General features: G+C 62.4%; 22 protein-coding genes. 10 read left to right on the top strand and 12 right to left on the bottom strand.

The window, feature by feature from the left end; genetic code table 11:
- Positions 1–53: 53 nt before the first annotated feature.
- Positions 54–332: a hypothetical protein gene (locus tag BFP89_RS15495; protein WP_065886311.1), complete on the bottom strand. Its 279-nt coding sequence runs from the start codon at positions 330–332 to the stop codon at positions 54–56.
- Between the two features lie 78 nt (positions 333–410).
- Between BFP89_RS15495 and BFP89_RS15490 the strand changes: the two genes are divergently transcribed.
- The 4 genes from BFP89_RS15490 to BFP89_RS15475 all read left to right on the top strand — a co-directional run bounded on the left by BFP89_RS15490 (position 411) and on the right by BFP89_RS15475 (position 2606).
- Positions 411–1097, top strand: a complete 687-nt coding sequence (locus tag BFP89_RS15490) for a spermidine synthase (protein ID WP_065886310.1) — start codon at positions 411–413, stop codon at positions 1095–1097.
- A gap of 59 nt (positions 1098–1156) precedes the next feature.
- The gene (locus BFP89_RS15485) at positions 1157–1531 is read left to right on the top strand and encodes a YajD family HNH nuclease (RefSeq protein WP_003210675.1); all 375 of its coding nucleotides are present in this window, start codon (positions 1157–1159) and stop codon (positions 1529–1531) included.
- Between the two features lie 175 nt (positions 1532–1706).
- Positions 1707–2174: an RNA methyltransferase gene (locus BFP89_RS15480; protein ID WP_003189607.1), complete on the top strand. Its 468-nt coding sequence runs from the start codon at positions 1707–1709 to the stop codon at positions 2172–2174.
- A gap of 81 nt (positions 2175–2255) precedes the next feature.
- Entirely contained in the window at positions 2256–2606 is a 351-nt protein-coding gene (locus BFP89_RS15475; protein ID WP_065886309.1) for a YgaP family membrane protein, read from the top strand.
- A 143-nt stretch (positions 2607–2749) separates the two neighbouring features.
- On the opposite strand, the gene BFP89_RS15470 is transcribed toward BFP89_RS15475, so the two are convergent.
- Together BFP89_RS15470 and BFP89_RS15465 are read right to left on the bottom strand one after the other, a co-directional pair.
- Complete coding sequence (locus BFP89_RS15470) at positions 2750–3970, bottom strand: hypothetical protein (protein ID WP_065886308.1); 1221 nt, start codon at positions 3968–3970, stop codon at positions 2750–2752.
- Positions 3971–3982: 12 nt separating this feature from the next.
- On the bottom strand, positions 3983–4432 hold the full coding sequence (locus tag BFP89_RS15465; RefSeq protein ID WP_003172524.1) for a YcgN family cysteine cluster protein: 450 nt from the start codon (positions 4430–4432) through the stop codon (positions 3983–3985).
- A gap of 153 nt (positions 4433–4585) precedes the next feature.
- Here BFP89_RS15465 and BFP89_RS15460 point away from each other — a divergent pair, with 153 nt between their 5' ends.
- Positions 4586–5170: a nitroreductase family protein gene (locus BFP89_RS15460; RefSeq protein WP_065886307.1), complete on the top strand. Its 585-nt coding sequence runs from the start codon at positions 4586–4588 to the stop codon at positions 5168–5170.
- A gap of 175 nt (positions 5171–5345) precedes the next feature.
- On the opposite strand, the gene BFP89_RS15455 is transcribed toward BFP89_RS15460, so the two are convergent.
- The 4 genes from BFP89_RS15455 to BFP89_RS15440 form a co-directional block, all read right to left on the bottom strand.
- Positions 5346–6278: a D-2-hydroxyacid dehydrogenase gene (locus tag BFP89_RS15455; RefSeq protein ID WP_065886306.1), complete on the bottom strand. Its 933-nt coding sequence runs from the start codon at positions 6276–6278 to the stop codon at positions 5346–5348.
- Positions 6279–6385: 107 nt separating this feature from the next.
- The gene (locus BFP89_RS15450; protein WP_065886305.1) at positions 6386–6679 is read right to left on the bottom strand and encodes a YcgL domain-containing protein; all 294 of its coding nucleotides are present in this window, start codon (positions 6677–6679) and stop codon (positions 6386–6388) included.
- The gene (gene rnd, locus BFP89_RS15445) at positions 6676–7809 is read right to left on the bottom strand and encodes a ribonuclease D (protein WP_065886304.1); all 1134 of its coding nucleotides are present in this window, start codon (positions 7807–7809) and stop codon (positions 6676–6678) included. Before rnd ends, BFP89_RS15450 begins: the two co-directional genes overlap by 4 nt.
- Positions 7810–7946: 137 nt before the next feature.
- A complete protein-coding gene (locus BFP89_RS15440; protein ID WP_065886303.1) occupies positions 7947–8546 on the bottom strand; it encodes a class I SAM-dependent methyltransferase in 600 nt (199 codons plus the stop codon).
- 168 nt (positions 8547–8714) lie between these two features.
- On the opposite strand from BFP89_RS15440, the gene BFP89_RS15435 reads away from it, so the two are divergent.
- Entirely contained in the window at positions 8715–9488 is a 774-nt protein-coding gene (locus BFP89_RS15435; protein ID WP_065886302.1) for a transporter substrate-binding domain-containing protein, read from the top strand.
- Here the strand turns inward: BFP89_RS15435 and cynR are convergent.
- Entirely contained in the window at positions 9463–10329 is an 867-nt protein-coding gene (gene cynR / locus BFP89_RS15430) for a transcriptional regulator CynR (RefSeq protein WP_065886301.1), read from the bottom strand. The two genes, BFP89_RS15435 and cynR, sit on opposite strands and share 26 nt — an antisense overlap.
- Positions 10330–10442: 113 nt before the next feature.
- Here cynR and BFP89_RS15425 point away from each other — a divergent pair, with 113 nt between their 5' ends.
- Genes BFP89_RS15425 through BFP89_RS15415 form a run of 3 tightly spaced genes read left to right on the top strand, consistent with a single transcriptional unit; the run spans position 10443 to position 12478 of the window.
- The gene (locus BFP89_RS15425) at positions 10443–11084 is read left to right on the top strand and encodes a carbonic anhydrase (protein WP_065886300.1); all 642 of its coding nucleotides are present in this window, start codon (positions 10443–10445) and stop codon (positions 11082–11084) included.
- A gap of 27 nt (positions 11085–11111) precedes the next feature.
- Entirely contained in the window at positions 11112–11582 is a 471-nt protein-coding gene (gene cynS / locus BFP89_RS15420) for a cyanase (RefSeq protein WP_065886299.1), read from the top strand.
- A gap of 56 nt (positions 11583–11638) precedes the next feature.
- Positions 11639–12478 (top strand): cache domain-containing protein, encoded by an 840-nt coding sequence (locus tag BFP89_RS15415; RefSeq protein WP_065886298.1) that lies wholly within the window; start codon positions 11639–11641, stop codon positions 12476–12478.
- A gap of 429 nt (positions 12479–12907) precedes the next feature.
- Here BFP89_RS15415 and BFP89_RS15410 read toward each other — a convergent pair whose 3' ends face one another.
- Positions 12908–14410 (bottom strand): MDR family MFS transporter, encoded by a 1503-nt coding sequence (locus BFP89_RS15410; RefSeq protein ID WP_065886297.1) that lies wholly within the window; start codon positions 14408–14410, stop codon positions 12908–12910.
- A gap of 66 nt (positions 14411–14476) precedes the next feature.
- A complete protein-coding gene (gene pobA, locus BFP89_RS15405) occupies positions 14477–15670 on the bottom strand; it encodes a 4-hydroxybenzoate 3-monooxygenase (RefSeq protein WP_065886296.1) in 1194 nt (397 codons plus the stop codon).
- Between the two features lie 180 nt (positions 15671–15850).
- Between pobA and BFP89_RS15400 the strand changes: the two genes are divergently transcribed.
- Positions 15851–16717, top strand: a complete 867-nt coding sequence (locus BFP89_RS15400; protein WP_065886295.1) for a helix-turn-helix domain-containing protein — start codon at positions 15851–15853, stop codon at positions 16715–16717.
- A 169-nt stretch (positions 16718–16886) separates the two neighbouring features.
- Here BFP89_RS15400 and BFP89_RS15395 read toward each other — a convergent pair whose 3' ends face one another.
- Positions 16887–17066, bottom strand: a complete 180-nt coding sequence (locus BFP89_RS15395; protein WP_057723028.1) for a hypothetical protein — start codon at positions 17064–17066, stop codon at positions 16887–16889.
- A 100-nt stretch (positions 17067–17166) separates the two neighbouring features.
- Positions 17167–18072 (bottom strand): LysR family transcriptional regulator, encoded by a 906-nt coding sequence (locus tag BFP89_RS15390; protein ID WP_065886294.1) that lies wholly within the window; start codon positions 18070–18072, stop codon positions 17167–17169.
- Positions 18073–18129 lie beyond the last annotated feature (57 nt).

Below are 18129 nucleotides of genomic sequence, written 5' to 3'. Positions count from 1 at the left end.
GAAGAGCTTGGTCGGGCGGCCCTGTCTGAACACAGGACGCCCTCGCAACAGTTTTAACCGCCGGGCGTCTTCGGCTTGCTGTCGTTCTGCTGCAGGCCCGGGACCGTCTGGTCCTTGGGCGGCGCCGGCAGCACGATCGGCGCCAGGGGCGGCGATCCGTTGGTTTTCGGCACGGCGGGCGGCGTGACCTGCGGGTACAACGTGGGCGTTGGCGTGCCCGGCGCGCCAGGGGTTGGCGCGGGTGCGACCGGTACGGTTTGCAACTCCTGCGCCTGCGCCGTACCCAATGTGAGCGCGCCAAGCACAATGACCGTTAGAATGCTGCACTTCATCGATGGCTCCATGGCCTGACCGGAATGTCACAAGGCTACTCCCAACCGCGCAAGAATGCCCTTCCCAATGAGATTTCCATGAAACGTTTCGTTCTGCTGGACACCACTCCGATCCCCGACAACGGCGGTGCCTTGTGCCTGTTCGAATACGGTGAGGACTTCGTCATCAAGATCCAGGGCGGTGACGGCGGCCAGTTGATGAACACGCGCATGCACGGTTCCGAAGATGCCCTGGCGGAAATTCCGTGCCGCAAGGTCGCCGGTCGTCCGGGTTCACGGGTGCTGATCGGTGGCCTGGGCATGGGGTTTACCCTGGCTTCGGCGCTCAAGCACCTGGGCAAGAGCGCCGAAGTGGTGGTGGCCGAATTAGTGCCGGGCGTGGTGGAGTGGAACCGTGGGCCGCTCGGCGAAAAGTCCGGCCGCCCTTTGCTTGACCCGCGCACGGTGGTGCGCATGGAAGACGTGGCCAAGGTGCTGCAGGCCGAGCCCCAGGGGTTTGATGCGATCATGCTTGACGTCGATAACGGCCCTGAAGGCCTCACGCAAAAAGCCAACAGCTGGCTGTATTCCGCCGGTGGCCTGGCCGCCTGCGCCAAGGCCCTGCGCCCCAAGGGCGTGCTTGCCGTGTGGTCGGCCAGCGCCGACAGACTGTTCAGCGACAAACTGCGCAAGGCCGGTTTCAAGGCCGAAGAAGTGCAGGTGTTTGCCCATGGCAACAAAGGCACGCGACACACCATCTGGATTGCGGAAAAGCTCAAGGGCTAATTGCGCTGTGATTAGCTAGAATCAACCTGTCCGTGACCACCCAATAGCCAGGAGCCATGATGAGCTCGACCAACCCGCCCTCCCACACCGCCAAGCTGGACCGCATCCTCGCCGATGCCCAGCGCGACCGGGAAATGGGCTACCGCGACAAAGCCCTGAAAATGTACCCCCACGTGTGCGGCCGCTGCGCCCGTGAATTCGCCGGCAAGCGCCTGAGCGAACTGACCGTGCACCACCGCAACCACAATCATGACGACAATCCCCAGGACGGCTCCAATTGGGAACTGCTGTGCCTGTACTGCCATGACAACGAGCACTCGCGCTACACCGACCAGCAGTACTTCGGCGAAGGCTCCACCAGCAGCCCGACGATTGCCAAGGCGACGCACAACCCGTTTGCGGCGTTGGCGGGGTTGATGAAGAAAGACGACTGAGATCATCGTTGGCTGTACCGGCCTCATCGGGGGCAAGTCGAATCGTCGCACCGCCCCTCCCACATTTTGGAATGCATTCCCCTGTGGGAGGGGCTTGCCGCCGATAGCGATCGCCCAAGCACCACACTGCCCAAGACCGTATAATCGCGGTTTTTCCTGCAAGGCACCCTTCCCCGTGGGCAATAAACGCTACAGCTGCATCGGTCTGTATAACCCCAAATCCCCGGAAAATGTCGGCTCGGTGATGCGCGCCGCCGGCTGCTACGGCGTGGCTTCGGTGTTCTATACCGGCGTGCGTTACGAGCGCGCGCGGGATTTCATCACCGACACCAAGAAGGTGCATCACGACATTCCGCTGATCGGCATCGATGACCTGAAGAAGATCCTGCCTCTGGGCTGCATCCCCGTCGCCGTGGAGTTGGTGGAAGGCGCCCGACCGCTGCCCGAATACACCCACCCCGACCGCGCGCTGTACATCTTCGGCCCCGAAGACGGCTCGCTGGACAAAGAGATTCGCGACTGGTGCGAGGACGTGGTCTACATCCCGACCACCGGCTGCATGAACCTCGCCGCCACCGTCAACGTGGTGCTCTACGACCGCCTGGCCAAGGGCAATAACACCCGCTCGGGACCCAAATACTGAAAGCCGGCGACGCAAATAGCGGGAACATCCGGCCATCGCCAACAGTCAGCTAATGACACTTATCTTTGTTGGAGACGGATCATGAGCGACAGCAAAACCCTGCGACCTGTGATTGAACACCTGCAGCCGGACGAGCAGCGCCCCCAGAATGTGCACGGCTGGGAACGCATCGGCTCGGTAGCCGGTGGCGTGATGTTGGTCGGCAAAGGCCTGCGCCGTGGCGGGCTCTTCGGGCTGATCCAGGTGGCGATTGGCGGCGTGGCGCTGGCACGCGGTTTCACCGGCCACAGTTCGCTCAAGGACAAGCTCGAGCAAGGCCGCCAGGAAATGAACAGCGTACGTACCAAGATCGAGCGAGCGGGCGCGGAGCTGAAGAACCTGAAGACCAAGGCTGAAGTGGCGGCTGAAAAAGCGGTGAAAACCACGGGCTGAGCCGAGTAATCGGGCCGCTGGAGATTTAAATGTGGGAGGGGGCTTGCCCCCGATAGCGGTGGGTCAGCGGAAGAGTTGCTGGCTGACACTCTGCTATCGGGGGCAAGCCCCCTCCCACATTTGTTTTGTGCAGGATTTTAAGATTACTCCAGCAGCTTGCTGTCGAGTACGGCGGATGAACCGTCGATGATGCGCTCGGCCAGTTGCACAAACTCCTTCGTGGTCACGCTGCCCGCGCGCATCACCGCTTGCGCCAGGTCATCCAGCGAGCGCTTGTTATGGGTTTTCACGCGGATCTCGCGGTCCAGTTCCTGCAACACCACCACCGCCCGTGACACTGTTGCGCCACTGACGTGTTCGCCACGCAGGCTGGTCACAGCCTTGCCCTCCTTCGTCAGGCGCGTCTGTATCGCCTGATACCGCTCATCGGTGATTCCCCCGGCGCGACGGACCAGTTCAATGGCGTAGTACCCGGCCAGGCCTTCGCTGATCCAGTCACTGCTGTCGTGGTCATTGAAACGGGCGATGGCCTGCACCACTTCGCGGACCAACGGGCTGCTGCCGTCTTCACTGATCAGCGGCGTGCGGCTGTTGAGGTAGACCGAGTCACGCGCCGAAAAGGCGCCACGGCGCATCGGGTCGCTGGCGCCCACCACCAACAGTTTGGCCGGATGGCGCGGGAACGCGGCTTCCACTTGCGGCCACACGAAGGTCAGCAGCGTCAGCACATCCATGCGCCGCATGCCCTGCCTCTTGGGCGACGTCACGGTGACGTCGGTCTGCCCCAGGCGCATGCGCCGGCTGCCCAGGCTACCGGCGAGCATCCAGCCGGTGGGGCGGTCGAACAGGCGGGACACGTTGTCGATGCGAAACCTGTTCTTGCCGATACGCGGCCAGGCGGTCTCGATGCTGTTCCAACCCGGCGGCAGGTCGAAGATCAGGCGCGCGACCAGCTCGACACCCTCCTGCTGGTCCAGCCGTGCGGCGGGCACCAGGTCGTCGCCGCGAAACAGCGCCCAGGCCGGCGTCATGCGCGCTTCGTAGGTGCCGGGTTTGTGCGCGTGGCCCAGACGTACGCGGTAGGTCAGGCTGGCCTTGTCGGCGCTGGGTTGCCAGTGACCCCGACGACCATCGACCTTCCATTGCCCATCGGCCTTGAAATCGCTGTAGTCGCCGTCGCGGCCAAGGTCGAAATCCAGGCTGCGCACCGCAGAGCCCTGGGACAGGCTCACGCGCACCTCGGCCTGATCGCTCTGGGGCAGAAGTTTGACGTGGTAATCCAGGTCGACTTTTTTGGCGCACCACGCCGGCATGCTCAGCGCCAGCAACAGCGCCACTGTCGCCAGCTTGAATCCCACCTTCATACGCACTCCTGGTTAACCCGCGCGGAAGATCAGGTAATCCTCCCAGTCGTCCTCTGGCACGCTGCCTTCGCTGAGCATGCGCCCGGACTGGGAAATGCGCTCGTGGTGCACGGCGTCGCGGTCGCCGCAGACCAGGTGGTGCCACAATGGCAAATCCTTGCGCTCGCTGACCAGGCGATAACCGCAGGTGGGCGGCAGCCACTTGAACTGGTCGGCCTGCCCGGGCGTGAGCTGGATGCAATCCGGCACCGACGCCCGACGATTGGGATAGTCGGTGCACTGGCAGGTTTTCAGGTCCAGCAGTTTGCAGGCGATGCGCGTGTAATAGACGCTGTTGTCGTCTTCATCCTCAAGCTTTTGCAGGCAGCACAGGCCACAGCCGTCGCACAGCGATTCCCATTCCTCCTGGTCGAGGTGTTCGAGGGTTTTGCGTATCCAGAAAGGTTCGACTTTGGCGGCCATGGCTCTGCATCAGTATCGGTAGGTTCAAAGGCCGCCAGTCTAGTGCCCAAGCCCCTCGGGGCCAAGCGCTTGCGACTGGCGGTGTAACAACACTTGTCAGTCTAGTGGCCGCGCAGTAGTTTTGAGCGCCGAATTGACGATCAGGAACTGCTCATGACCCGTGTTGCCGACTATCCGATCCACACCCAGTTCACCGAACGCTGGTCGCCTCGCGCCTTTACCGGCGAGAGCATCTCCAAAGAAACCCTGCTGAGCTTCTTCGAGGCGGCGCGCTGGGCACCTTCGGCCTACAACTCGCAGCCCTGGCGCTTTCTCTACGCCCGCCGCGACACGCCGGACTGGGAGCGCTTCCTGGGTTTGCTCAACGAGTTCAACCGGGGCTGGGCGCAGCATGCGTCGGCACTGGTGATCATCGCCTCGAAGACCGACTTCATCGCCCCCGGCGCCACGGAAGAAACCCCGGCCCTGTGGCACACCTTCGACACCGGCGCCGCCTGGGCTCACCTGGCCTTGCAAGCCAGCCTCGCCGGCTGGCACACCCATGGAATGGCCGGCTTCGATCAGGAACTGACCCGCCAGGCGCTGAAGATCCCCGCAGGCTATGCGCTGCACGCCGCCGTGGCAGTGGGCAAGCTGGGCGACAAGTCGAGCCTGCCCGAGTACCTGCAAGGCCGCGAAGCGCCGAGCCCGCGCAAGCCGCTGAGCGAGCTGGTTTCGGAAGGTGACTTCACTCTCTGAGTTATGCGCAGAACCCATGAATGCCAGTTTGTAGGAGCGAGCTTGCTCGCGAAAAACGTCAACGATAACGCGTGCTTTCTGCATGAACGCGGTGCCTATGAGTTTTTCGCGAGCAAGCTCGCTCCTACAGGCTGGCATTAGGGCTTGCCCCTCCCACATTTTTTACCGTGTCGTATCAGTAGCCGCGCTCGAAATCCACTTCCCCGCGCAGGGCTTGTTTAGCCTGGTACGCACGCACGTTCTGCACGAACAACTCCACCATCATTGCCGGCGAGGTCGGGGCCGAGCTGTGCCCGGTCAACAGCAAGCCCCACGCCGTCCAGAACGGGTGTCGTTGCGGCAGCGGCTCCTGGCGACAGACGTCGATCACCGCTCCGGCAAGATGGCCCTCCTTGAGGGCTTCGACCAGATCGGCATCCACCACCGCCACACCGCGCCCGACGTTGATGAACAAGGCGGTCGGCTTGAATTGCTTGAACAGTGCGGCGTCGTACAGGTCATGGGTGTCAGGGGTGTTGGGCAGCAGGTTGATCACATAATCCACCTCCCCCACCAGCTGGCCCAATTGATCGAGCCCGGCGACTTCGATAAACGGCGCCTGCTCGCGGGCCTGGCTGGCGATGCCATACAGCTTGACGCCAAATGGCAGCAGGAACTGCGCCACACGCTGGCCAATGTCGCCGGTGCCGACCACCAGCACCTTGCGCCCGGCCAGGCTCTGGCCCTGGCGGCTGTCCCACTTGCGCTCGACCTGGCTGACCAGCCGCGCCAGCACTTCACGCTCGTGGCCGAGCATGTAGGTCAGGACGAATTCAGCCATGACCTGGCCAAAGACGCCGACCGCGCGGGTCAGGCGATAATCACGCGGCAGGCCTTCGGCCAACAGGGGCGTAATGCCGGCCCAGGTCGACTGCAACCATTGCGGATGGTGGCCCTGGCGCAACAGCGTCGCCAGCAGGTCCGGCTGGCCCAGCCATACCGGGGAATCGGCGGCCAGGCGCGAGAGTTCGGCCGAGTTGCCGCTGGTCAGCACCTCAAGGTCCGGCGCGGCTTCGCGAAGCAATTGGGCGTAGAGCGGGTGATCCTGTTCAGCAATCAGAACACGCATGGTTCAAACCTTTCAAAAACAGTGCTGACGGCCGCCCGCATCCTTACGGCCACCGTCCTCTAATACAATTCCATTCAAGCCTGCGCCCTGAGACGGGCGCTGATCGATCACATCGGGTCGTTGCGGCGCAGCAGCTCTTCAGGCAGGTGCTCGATGTACTCGTCCTCGGCGGGCGGCATTTGCAGGTGATAGCCCTGCTGGTCGAGGTTTTCCAGGACCACGGCGATGTCCTCGCGCGACAGTTTGCGCTCGGGCGTCAGCACCATGTCGAAGGCGTGATGCGGCTTGCCGAAGGCGACCATCAATGGCTCCGGCACCCGCTCCAGGGCGTCGCTCTTGAGGACATAAAGGTACATGCCGTCTTTTTTCAGGCTGCGATAAATCGAGCAAATACGTTTCAAGGCTGTTCTCCGGCATTGGCCAGGCTGTCGAGCAGCGCCTGGCCCATCAATTCGCGACGCCAGCCACGCAGCGAATCGGGTAATTGGTAAGGCCCATCGGGATAGCCACTTTTAACCAGGGCTTCGAGGGTTTTCTTGCGCAGCATCAGTTCCGGCGCCATGTCCAGGCGCTCGGCGAACGCCTGGCCCAGGGCGCGCAGTTGCTTGATCAGCGCGGCGGCGTCGACCGGCAGCGGTTCAGGCACGGCAGGCGGCCATTGGTCCATGGGCACGCTGCCCGCACGTTTGATCAGGTCGAGCAGGAACTGGCCGTCCTGACGCACGGTGCGCGGGTGCATGTCTTCGATCTTGCCCAGGGCGGCGAGGTTATCCGGCTGGGATTTGGCCAGGGGCCATAACGAGTGCTCACGCACGATGCGATTGCGCGGCAGGTCACGGGCGCGGGCTTGCTGCTCGCGCCAGGCGCACAGTTCACGCAATACGGCGAGCTGGGCGCGGGACAGTTTCCACGCCAGCTTGGCGTCGCGGTACACCTCGTACGGGTCGACTTCGCGGCGCAGGTTGGCCACCAGTTCGGCGCCGTCTTCCAGTACCCAGGCGTATTTGTCATCGCTCAATCGCGGACGCAGGCGGATGTAGACTTCGGCCAGGTGCACGGCGTCTTCGGCGGCATAGCTCACCTGGGTTTCGGACAAGGGCCGCTGCAGCCAGTCCGAGCGCGTCTCGCCCTTGGGCAGGTCGATATCGAGCACCGCCTGCACCAGCCGCGAGTACCCCATGGAGAACCCGAGGTTCAGGTAAGCCGCAGCCAACTGGGTGTCGAACAACGGCGCCGGCAGGCTGCCGGTCAGGCGCAACAGCACTTCCAGGTCTTCGCTGCAGGCATGTACCACCTTGATCACGCCCGGGTTTTCCAGCAAGGCGGCCAAGGGTTGCCAGTTGTCGATGGTCAGGGGATCGATCAGATACGCGCGCACGCCATCACCGATCTGGATCAGCCCGGCAATGGGGTAGAAGGTGTCGACCCGCATGAATTCGGTGTCGAGGGCGACGAATGGCAACTGCTGCCATTGGGCGCAATGCTGGCCGAGGCTATCGTTGTCGCAGATCCAGTGAATATCGATGGCCACACGGCTCTCCCTTGAAGAATGGCGCGCAGTATATATCGCGAAAGGGACTTGCGAGCATCCGCAGTGCACAGGCAACCGCGAAAACTCAGACAGAAGAGGAAGAATAATCCGACAGGCGGAAGCTATCACCTCTGAAGCTATCCCCTCTTACGCAGGACGTAGACACACCAGAGTTTGGAGCCGGGCAGGAACTCCCGCTGATTCAAGACTTTGAAGCCGGCCTGGCGAAACTCCTCCTCAACCGGGATACGCGCGTCCACGGAGACAATCACCGTATCGCGGCTGACTCGGTGGAATTCCCGCAGCAAGGCCAGGCGCACCTCGGTATCGGGCGCATGGCGAAACAACTCCAGGCAGAAGATGCAATCCACCGCATTCGCCGACAGACCAATGGAAAACGCTGAGCCCGGGAATGTCTTGACGCGTTTGAGCAACGCCGCCGAGTGATGGGTGCGGGCGTGGTCGAGCATGTCCTGGGAAGGGTCCGACGCCAGGATCACCCGATTGACGTGCTCAGCCAGCACCGGCCAGAACCGCCCGGAGCCGCAGGCCAGGTCGAGGATCAACCCGGGCTCCCCGGCGACCTTCAACGCATGGCGCACCAACCGTGCATCGCGCCACGCGGCCAGACGCTGCAACAGCCCGGGCGGATCGGTATCACCACAGACCCTGGCATGCTCACGGTCATAGCGCTCGGTGAATTCGGTCTCGATGGAGGATGGAGGTTGTGGCGACATCGCGGGCTCATGGTGGACAAAACGGAAGTAAAACGACCTTGATCGGCAGCTTAACCACTGCAACGTGAAAAAAAGGTCGAAAGCCGCAACGCCGTCAATCCCGCACCTTGCCACCCTGCCCCGCGCTGGAAATAATGTGCGCCCGACCTGCCCCAAGGACTCGACCGCATGAAAGCTCCTCTAGCCCTGTGTGTACTGGCGAGCGTGGCCACCACCGCCCTGGCCGATACCAGCCCGTCACGCCTGGACGAGGTCATCGAGCGTGGCACGCTGACGGTGTGCACCACCGGCGACTACATGCCCTACACCTCGTTGCGTGCCGATGGCCGCTACCAGGGCATTGATATCGCCATGGCCGAGTCCCTGGCCAAGAGCCTCAACGCGACGGTCACCTGGGTGCCGACCACCTGGAAAACCCTGATGCCGGACTTTCTGGCGCAACGGTGCGACATCGCCGTCGGCGGGATTTCGGTGTCACTGGAGCGCCAGAAAAAAGCCTTCTTCAGCCAGCCGCTCGGTGTCGACGGCAAAATCCCCCTGGTACGTTGCGCCGACGTGCAGCGCTACCAGAGCGTCGAGCAAATCAACCAGCCCCAGGTGCGCGTGATCGAACCGGCGGGCGGCACCAATGAAGCGTTTGCCCGCGCCCGGCTGGGCAAGGCGCAGATACGCCTGCACGACAACGTGAGCATTTTTGACGAACTGCTGGCGGGCAAGGCCGACGTGATGATCACCGACGCCAGCGAAGCGCGTTACCAGCAAAAACAAAAACCGGGACTGTGCGCGGTCAACCCCGATCGGCAGATGCAATACAGCCAGAAAGCCTTCCTGCTGCCGCGCGACGATGTGGCCTGGAAAAGCTACGTCGACCAATGGTTGCACTTGAGCGTGGCGACCGGCGTGTATGACGGCATTGTCAGTCAGTGGCTGGCGGCGCCTTGATCAACTCGACAAAAGCCGCGCACGCGGCGCTGCGATAGGCGCCCCTGCGGCTGAGCAGCCCTACGGTGCGGTGCGGCAACGGCGGCTCGATGGCCACGGCGTGCAACCCGGCCTGGGCCAGGGCCAGTGCGCGGGGCAGGATGGTCGCCAGTGAAGTGTTACGCACGATTTCAATGATCGCGCCGATGGAGTTGGCCTCCATGACGATGCGCGGTGTCACGCCCTGCCGGCGGCAGTAGTCATCGATATAACGGCGCGTGGCAAACCCCGCATCGAGCAGGACCAGCGGCTGCTCGAACCCTGCCGACCGATTCACCGCGGGCGAATCCGCCCGCACCACCAGGCTCAAGGCCTCGGCAAACAATGCCTCACACTCGATATCCGGCCCGTGCTCGCCGGCAAAGCCGATGCCGATATCCAGCAAATCCTCGCCCAGCGCGGCTTCGATGCGGTCCTGGGTCAACTCTTCGACGCTCAAGGTGATGCCTGGGTACAGCCCATGGAACCGCGCCAGCAACGGGCCGATCAGGTAAGCGGTAAAGGTCGGCGTCATCGCCAGGCGCAGATGCCCGCGGCTCAAGTCCTGTACGTCATGCATCGCACGGGTGCCGGCCTCCAGGTCCTGCAAGGCCAGCCGGGCAAAGCGTACATAAGCCTGCCCCGCATCCGTCAGGCTGACGCTGCGCCCGGAACGATCGAGCAGCGGCGCGCCCAGGGTGTCTTCAAGTTGCTTGATCTGTTGCGACAAGGTCGGCTGCGACACATGCAGTGCCTGTGCCGCGCGGGTGAAATTGCGATGCTCGGCAACGGCCAGCAAGTAACGGATATGGCGCAACAGCATCAACGACGCTCCAACTATAGGCAGGGCTTATAGAAACTATAATAAGCCGGTCTTGGACGCTATAGACGAAAACTTCCATCCTTGCCCCATCAGTCACGCAAGGAGAACCCCTCATGCAGCACCTCATCGACGGCTTTCGCAAATTCCAGCGCGAAGCCTTTGCCCAACGCAGCGACCTGTTCAAACACCTGGCCACCACGCAAAACCCCGGCACGCTGTTCGTGTCGTGCTCCGACAGCCGTGTCGTCCCGGAACTGCTGACCCAGCAGGAACCCGGCGACCTGTTCGTCATCCGCAACGCCGGCAATATCGTGCCGTCCTACGGGCCGGAACCGGGCGGCGTATCGGCCACGGTCGAATATGCGGTGGCGGTACTGGGCGTAAGCGACATCGTGATCTGCGGCCACTCCGACTGCGGCGCAATGACCGCCATCTCCACCTGCACCTGCCTGGACCACCTGCCTGCGGTAGCCAACTGGTTGCGCCATGCCGAGTCGGCCAAGGTGATCAACGCCGCCCGCCAGCACGTCTCGGACGCGGCGCGCCTGGATGCGCTGGTGCGTGAAAACGTGGTCGCTCAATTGGCTAACCTCAAGACTCACCCATCCGTCGCCCTGGCGCTGGAGCAAGGCCGGCTGAACCTGCACGGCTGGGTATACGACATCGAAACCGGTGGCATCGACGCACTGGACGGACGCAGCGCACGCTTCGTGTCCCTGCTCGAACACCCGACCACCCGCGCTCACGCCGCCTGAACCTATTCAACCCAAGAGGACTTCATCATGCTGCAATCGAACTTTTCCCAAACCCCTCGCCTGGCCCTGGCCGACACCGTCATCGACCTCAAGGCGCGCAAGGACCTGTCCTGGCAGGACCTCGCCGACGGCACCGGCCTGAGCCTGGCCTTCGTCACCGCCGCCCTGCTCGGCCAGCATCCGCTGCCCAGGGACGCCGCCAACGTGGTGTGCGCGAAACTCGGCCTGGACGAGGACGCCAGCCGCCTGCTGCAAAGCGTGCCCCTGCGCGGCAGCTTCCCCGGCGGCGTGCCGACCGATCCGACGATGTACCGGTTCTACGAAATGCTGCAGGTCTACGGCTCCACCCTCAAGGCCCTGGTGCATGAGCAGTTTGGCGACGGCATCATCAGCGCGATCAACTTCAAGCTCGACATCAAGAAAGTCGAAGACCCGGACGGAGGTTCGCGCGCGGTGATCACCCTGGACGGTAAATATCTGCCAACCAAACCCTTCTGATCGTTCGCCGAACCGTCTACGCTCTTGTCATTCCAACAAGACCGAGGGACGGGTAGATGAACGCACTGCTACGACTCGCCTGGCTGCTGCTGTTGTGCGGCAGCCAGGTGCACGCCGACACGGCCAATGACGCCGACGCTCAAGCGGCCAAGGCGTTGCTGGACAAGGCCCTGGTTTACTACCAGAACAATGGCGACAAGGCGTTGGCCGCTTTCAGCCGCCAGGGCGAATTCATCGACCAGGACCGCTACGTCTTCGTGGTCGACACCAAAGGCGTGCTGCTGGCCAGCGGCGGCCCCTCCTCGGCCTTGATCGGTCGCGACGTGTCCGAAGTCCTCGGGCCTGACCTGCAAGCCTCGTTCAAACACGCCATCAGCGCACCCGAAGGCCAGGGTATCCAGCAGGCCGATTATCGCTGGCAGAACTGGAATGACGGCAAGGTCGAACACAAGCACGTGTTTTACCAGCGGGTGGGCGAGCGCATCCTGGCGGTCGGCTATTACCTGCCACGGGCCACGCCGGAGCAGGCGCGGGCGCTGCGCAACAAGGCGGTGAACGCGCTGGTGAAGGACGAAGCGGGGACGCTCAAGGCGATCAACTCATTGCAGGGTGGTTTCCTGCAGGATGATCTCTACGTGTTCGTGGTTGACCTGGATACCCGGCGCTATGTGGCGCACGGCACCAACCTGCGTTTGATCAATACCGATTTCGCCAAGGTCAACGACCCGGATGGCCGGCCTGTCGGGGAGCCGATCCTTGCGTTGATGGGGGAACAGGATCAGGGCGAATATAAATACCGCTGGAAGAACCCGGTGACCGGGAAGATTGAGAATAAGCACGCTTATGTGCGCAAGGCCGGGCATTTGATGGTGGCGGTGGGATATTACAGTCCCTGATGCGTCTGGCGAGTACCTATCCTGCCGCGGTAACGGATATGTACGCTGTTGGCTTTGTGTGGGAGGGGGCTTGCCCCCGATGAGCATAGGTATCTACACAACTCAGCAGCGCCCAACCGCAACCACGATGCGAAGCGAGCCGCTCTTGATCTTGATCTGCTTTTGATCTTAGGCGCCCCGTTAAACCACGCTGGCCGAACGCAGGCGAGGTGCCGAGTGGTGGGGCAAGAGCGTTTTGCTTACTTTTGCGCTTTTCAAAAGTGAGCCGCTGTAAAAGCGGAACCATTAGCAGCCGTTACCACAGAAACGGATATGTACTCGCCCTGATCCGAATCCTGGTCGGCTTTCAGACCGCCATCGGGGGCAAGCCCCCTCCCACATTTGGATCGCGATCGGCACAAAATACCGGTCGGCTCCAAGGCCGCCGCGCTAACGCCCCCGCAACACCCGATCAGGCATCGCAATAGCCGCCGCCAACCCCAACACCGACACCCCCGCACTCACCATCAGCAAATGCCGAAACGTCATCGCCAACTCCCCCCGCAATGCATCCCGTGCCTCACCCGGCGCAGCATTGAGCCCATCGAGCAGCACATTACCGGAGCTGCCCTCGGTCAGCAGCGCGCCACTGGCCAAGTGGGCAAAACTGGCATCGCGCAAAAACGCCAACAGCAATGCCGACATACACGCCACCCCCACCGCCCCGCCCAGGGAGCGGAACAGGTTGGTGGTGCTGGTCGCCACACCAATATCGCGCTGCTCCACCGAGTTCTGCGTGCCCACCAGCGAGGTCGGGAACTGCATGCCCGCCGCGATGCCGCACAACAGCATGAACAGCGATGTCAGCCCGACCGCCTGGGGCGCGCTGAAGGCCATGCCGAGAATCGCCAGCGGGCTCAACACGGCGCCACTGAGGATCATCGGTTTATATCGGCCGGTCACTGAGGTCATGCGCCCGGCGAAATAAGCGCCCATCGGCAAGCCCATCGCCAGGGGCAGCAGGTGCAAGGCCGCGCTGTCGGCGCCGGCACCGGTCACGGTCTGGTAACGCAGGGGCATCAGCACGGTCAGGGAAATCGCCTGGAAGCTGGTGATGAAAATCGTGCACCAGCACAACACCGCGCTGCGGTTGACGAACAGGTGCATGGGCAACAACGGCTCGCGCGCGCGGCGTTCATGCCAGACGAACACGCTCAACGCCAACAACGCACAGACCAGCAGCCCGAGCACTTGATCGTCACGCCACGCACGACCCTGGCCGATTTGGGTGATGCCGAGCAACAAGGCGCTCAGGCCGATGATCATCAGCACGGTGCCGAGGTAATCGATAACCGGCTTGCGCTGCGGCACCGGCAACCCCACCAGGGTGCGATGGGCCACATACCAGGCGAGCGCGCCCAACGGCAGGTTGATCAAAAATACCCAGCGCCAGGACAGGAACTCGGTCATGTAGCCGCCCAGCACCGGCCCGGCGACGCTGGCCACCGCGTACATGCTGCTGAAGTAGCCCTGGTAACGCCCGCGTTCACGGGGCGCGATGATGTCGCCGATGATCGCCTGGCTCACCGAAATCATGCCGCCGGCACCGATGCCCTGGATAATCCGCGCCAGCACCAGTTGCTCCATGTTCTGCGCCAGGCCGCAGAACAGCGAGGCGACGGTGAACACACCCATGCCGATCAGCATCATGGGGCGTCGCCCATACAGGTCACCGAGCTTGCCGTAGATCGGCACCGCCACCGTCATCGCCACCATGTAGCCGGAGATCACCCAGGCCAGCAGGTTGACGTCATGGAACTGCGCGGAAATGGCCGGCATCGATACGGCGACAATGGTCTGGTCCAGGGCGCCAAGAAAGATCGCCAGCATCAGCGCGGCAAGAATGCTGCGCACGGCGGGAACAGCGGGAGCGGACTGATTGAGAGGGGTCACGGCACAACCTTCGAGCAAGGCACGCAGGCAACGGCAGCCTGCGCAAATGCTGAATACGATAGCAGGCTATTCGATAGCCTCGTAAGGAAGCCCGACGTAATTTTCAGCGATGGTTGTGCGCCCGGCCTCGGAGTTCATGAAGTAGTCCAGCTCACTCTCGGCAATGCGCCGGGTGAAGTCATCCGCCTGGGGAAACTGATGCAGCATCGACGTCATCCACCAGGAAAACCGTTCGGCCTTCCACACCCGCCGCAGGCAGATGGCGGAGTAGCGCTCAAGCAATTCCACACGCCCCTCGCCATACACCTTGAGCAGGATGCGAAACAATGTGCTCACATCACTGGCCGCCAGGTTCAAGCCCTTGGCCCCGGTAGGCGGCACAATATGCGCAGCATCGCCGAGCAGGAACAGGCGCCCGTACTGCATCGGCTCCACCACGAAACTGCGCAGCGGCGCGATGCTTTTTTCAATCGACGGGCCGGTGACCAGTTGTTCAGCCAGGTCGACCGGCAGACGGGTTTTGAGCTCGGCCCAGAAGCGCTCATCCGACCAGTCGGCCAACGGCTCCTGTGCCGGAACCTGCAAGTAGTAACGGCTGCGGGTCAGCGAACGCATGCTGCACAGCGCAAAGCCACGCGGGTGCGTGGCGTACACCAGTTCCGGGTGCACCGGCGGCGTATCGGCAAGCATGCCCAGCCAGCCGAAGGGGTAGACGCGCTCGAACACCTGCAACGCCTCCGGCGGAATCGACTGACGGGCCACACCGTGAAAGCCGTCACAGCCCGCGACATAATCACATTCCAGGCGAAAGGCCTGGCCTTGATGCTCGAAGGTCAGCCAGGGCTGATCACTTTTGAGGTCATGGGGCTGTACGTTCGAGGCTTCATAGAAGGTCGTGGCGCCGACAGCCGCACGGGCCGCCATCAGGTCGCGGGTGACTTCAGTCTGGCCGTAGATCATCACCGACTGGCCACCGGTGAGGGTCTTGAGGTCGATGTGGGTGAGCCGGCCATCGCGCGCCAGGGCGAAACCGTCATGCACCAGGCCCTCGGTGTCCATGCGTCGGCTGACGCCCGCCTCGCGCAGCAGGTCGACCATGCCTGGCTCCAGCACCCCGGCGCGGATGCGGCCCTGCACGTGGTCGGCGCTCTGGCGCTCCAGGACGAGGGTCTGAATGCCAGCGTTGTGCAGCAATTGTCCGAGCAGCAATCCTGACGGACCGGCGCCAATAATGGCGACTTGGGTTTTCAGCGTTTTCATTATTTTTATGGCCTGCTGGCTTCACCCGAACCGAACGAGTGAAAGAGTTGTCATTGGACGTGTAGCTGACATTTTTCACCTGAGCGAGCAGCATAAGAAGGTGAAAACTGCTTTAAAGCCTGCGCTTTTTGCCAATCGGGGCGATTACCGCACCACTATCCTGAGTATCGGATTGAAAACATGACCAACACCGCGATTCCGGTCTTCAAGCTTTACGGGGAAAGCCAACAGTGGCCGACGCCCGATTTGTTGCACTGTGAAACCATTTCCCGGCGCAGCCGGGAATACCAGTGGGAGATCCAGCCCCACCGGCACGCGGACCTGTGCCAGCTGCTCTACGTGCATAAAGGCCAGGCACACCTGGAAATCGAAGGCCAGCGCACCACACTCGACGAAGCCAGCCTGCAAGTGCTGCCGCCGCTGTGTGTGCACGGTTTTCGCTTTTGCGAAGATGTCGAAGGTTATGTGGTGACCCTGTCGGCGCCCCTGGTCAGCCATTTACAAGCGCAACTGGGCAGCACGGTCGATGGCCTGCACACCCTCGGCAGTTACCCCGCGGGCAAGGACAGCGACTACCTCAATAGCCTGTTCGTGCGTTTGCAGGACGAATACGCCGGCGAACAACCGGCACGGGACATGATGATGCACGCCCTGGTCAGCGTGCTGCTGGTGTGGGTCAGCCGCCAGGCGATCCAGCGCCGCCACCCCAGGACACCGCGTAACCGTGAGTATTTCCGACGTTTCACCCAACTGGTCGAACAGCATTACCGCGAGCACCCCAAGATTGAAGACCTGGCCCACAAACTGGGCATCTCGGTCTCCCATCTCAATGGCACATGTCGGGAGTTGGGCGGGCAGCCGGCCCTGCAGATCATGCATGACCGCCAGTTGCTGGAAGCCAAGCGCTTACTGACCTACACCAGCATGACCATCAATGAAATGTCCGAGGTGCTGGGGTTTTCCGACCCGACCAACTTTTCGCGACTGTTTCGCCGCCGGGTGGGATTTTCGCCAAAGGCTTTTCGCGAGCAGTTGAAGCAGAGCTGAATGTGCGAGGGAGCAAGCCCTGATGCTGTAGGAGCGAGCTTGCTCGCGAAAAATGGCAACGATAACGCGTGCTTCCTGAATGAACGCGGTGCCTGTGAGTTTTTCGCGAGCAAGCTCGCTCCTACAGGCGTTGGCCCACTCACACAGTGGATTTGCAGTGCTTTGAGAATCAACGCAGGGCGCTGAAACTGCCGGTGTGCGGGACACATTGGTTTTGGTGGCAACTGATGGCAAACGCCGCCGGCTGCATTCGCGTCTGCTCGACGCGGTAGGCGGCTGTGCCATACAGCGCAGTAGCCAAGGCGCACAGGCTGAAAATCGTCAGGTACTTTCTGGTTTTAATGCTCATGGCACAGACCTCTGCACGGATCTACAAGGTGCTGTTTAAAGCATAGGTCACTCAGGGCAAGTTGCCATGATTGCAGGCCATTCAGCGCGCTTATGCCGCTTCAGAGACCGACATCCCACTCAGGCTCTTCGGGAAACCGCTGCACCAGGAAATCCAACAGGCTGCGCAACGCCAAGGGCATGTGTTTGCGCGAGGCGTATACCGCGTAGATATTCATCTGCCGTGGCTGCGCATCCGGCAGCAGGCGCACCAGTTTGCCGCTGCGAATCAACTCACCGGCCTCATAGCTGGGAAGCATCGCCACCCCGGCGCCGGCCAGAGTGATGCGCAATAACGTGCCGGCCTCGTTGGCGGTGATATTGCCGTGCACCGCCACCGACACATGTTCACCACGCTCTTCGAAATGCCACAGGCTCTTGCCAAAGTAGGAATGGGTCAGGCAGTTGTGCCGGGCCAGGTCTTCGACTTTCTGCGGTGCCGGATGCTCGCGCAAATAGGCTGGCGTGGCGCACACCACCGAGCGGCATACGGTCAAACGCCGGGCGATCAGGTTCGGGTCCAGGTCGTTACTGGTGCGGATCGCCAGGTCGATGCGCTCGTCCACCAGGTTCACCGTGCGGTCGAGCATTTGCAGGTCGACTGTCACCAGCGGGTAGCGTCTGACGTACTCGGCAATCGCGGCGCCCAACTGCGCCTGGCCGAACGAGGTGCTGACACTCAAGCGCAACAGCCCACGCGGGGCATCATCGGGCTCGCTGACGGCAGCCTGCATATCGCCACAGAGTTCCAGCAATTGCCGGCAACGCGGCAGGGTTTCACTGCCGGCAGCGGTGAGGCTGAGCTTGCGCGTGGTGCGGTGCAGCAGGCGTGCGCCGACCCAATCCTCCAGCTCGGCCAGGTAACGCGAGACCACTGGGCGCGACAGGTCCAGGTGGTCGGCGGCGGCGGATTGGCTGCCCAGGTCCACCACGGTGACAAACACGCGCATTGCTTGAAGACGATCCATGATTTGCCCGATTTCAGAAACAAACTATGTTCCAGCATCGCATTTTTTGTGGTGTTT

It is taken from the genome of Pseudomonas sp. 31 R 17 (genome assembly GCF_900004915.1).
In the GTDB taxonomy this organism is placed as follows: Bacteria; Pseudomonadota; Gammaproteobacteria; order Pseudomonadales; family Pseudomonadaceae; genus Aquipseudomonas; species Aquipseudomonas orientalis_A.
The sequence above is the reverse complement of the archived record's forward strand: the minus strand, read 5'-3'. Positions and strand labels throughout refer to the sequence as shown.

What these genes read in the sequence shown, in the direction of transcription:
- BFP89_RS15475 (WP_065886309.1), top strand. Translation starts at nt 2,256, where the DNA reads ATGAGCGACAGCAAAACCCTGCGACCTGTGATTGAACACCTGCAGCCG.
- BFP89_RS15395 (WP_057723028.1), bottom strand. Translation starts at nt 17,066, where the DNA reads ATGAGCATTAAAACCAGAAAGTACCTGACGATTTTCAGCCTGTGCGCC.
- BFP89_RS15400 (WP_065886295.1), top strand. Translation starts at nt 15,851, where the DNA reads ATGACCAACACCGCGATTCCGGTCTTCAAGCTTTACGGGGAAAGCCAA.
- BFP89_RS15435 (WP_065886302.1), top strand. Translation starts at nt 8,715, where the DNA reads ATGAAAGCTCCTCTAGCCCTGTGTGTACTGGCGAGCGTGGCCACCACC.
- BFP89_RS15390 (WP_065886294.1), bottom strand. Translation starts at nt 18,072, where the DNA reads ATGGATCGTCTTCAAGCAATGCGCGTGTTTGTCACCGTGGTGGACCTG.
- BFP89_RS15465 (WP_003172524.1), bottom strand. Translation starts at nt 4,432, where the DNA reads ATGGCCGCCAAAGTCGAACCTTTCTGGATACGCAAAACCCTCGAACAC.
- pobA (WP_065886296.1), bottom strand. Translation starts at nt 15,670, where the DNA reads ATGAAAACGCTGAAAACCCAAGTCGCCATTATTGGCGCCGGTCCGTCA.
- BFP89_RS15415 (WP_065886298.1), top strand. Translation starts at nt 11,639, where the DNA reads ATGAACGCACTGCTACGACTCGCCTGGCTGCTGCTGTTGTGCGGCAGC.
- BFP89_RS15440 (WP_065886303.1), bottom strand. Translation starts at nt 8,546, where the DNA reads ATGTCGCCACAACCTCCATCCTCCATCGAGACCGAATTCACCGAGCGC.
- BFP89_RS15460 (WP_065886307.1), top strand. Translation starts at nt 4,586, where the DNA reads ATGACCCGTGTTGCCGACTATCCGATCCACACCCAGTTCACCGAACGC.
- BFP89_RS15490 (WP_065886310.1), top strand. Translation starts at nt 411, where the DNA reads ATGAAACGTTTCGTTCTGCTGGACACCACTCCGATCCCCGACAACGGC.
- BFP89_RS15425 (WP_065886300.1), top strand. Translation starts at nt 10,443, where the DNA reads ATGCAGCACCTCATCGACGGCTTTCGCAAATTCCAGCGCGAAGCCTTT.
- cynR (WP_065886301.1), bottom strand. Translation starts at nt 10,329, where the DNA reads ATGCTGTTGCGCCATATCCGTTACTTGCTGGCCGTTGCCGAGCATCGC.
- BFP89_RS15455 (WP_065886306.1), bottom strand. Translation starts at nt 6,278, where the DNA reads ATGCGTGTTCTGATTGCTGAACAGGATCACCCGCTCTACGCCCAATTG.
- cynS (WP_065886299.1), top strand. Translation starts at nt 11,112, where the DNA reads ATGCTGCAATCGAACTTTTCCCAAACCCCTCGCCTGGCCCTGGCCGAC.
- BFP89_RS15495 (WP_065886311.1), bottom strand. Translation starts at nt 332, where the DNA reads ATGAAGTGCAGCATTCTAACGGTCATTGTGCTTGGCGCGCTCACATTG.
- BFP89_RS15485 (WP_003210675.1), top strand. Translation starts at nt 1,157, where the DNA reads ATGAGCTCGACCAACCCGCCCTCCCACACCGCCAAGCTGGACCGCATC.
- BFP89_RS15470 (WP_065886308.1), bottom strand. Translation starts at nt 3,970, where the DNA reads ATGAAGGTGGGATTCAAGCTGGCGACAGTGGCGCTGTTGCTGGCGCTG.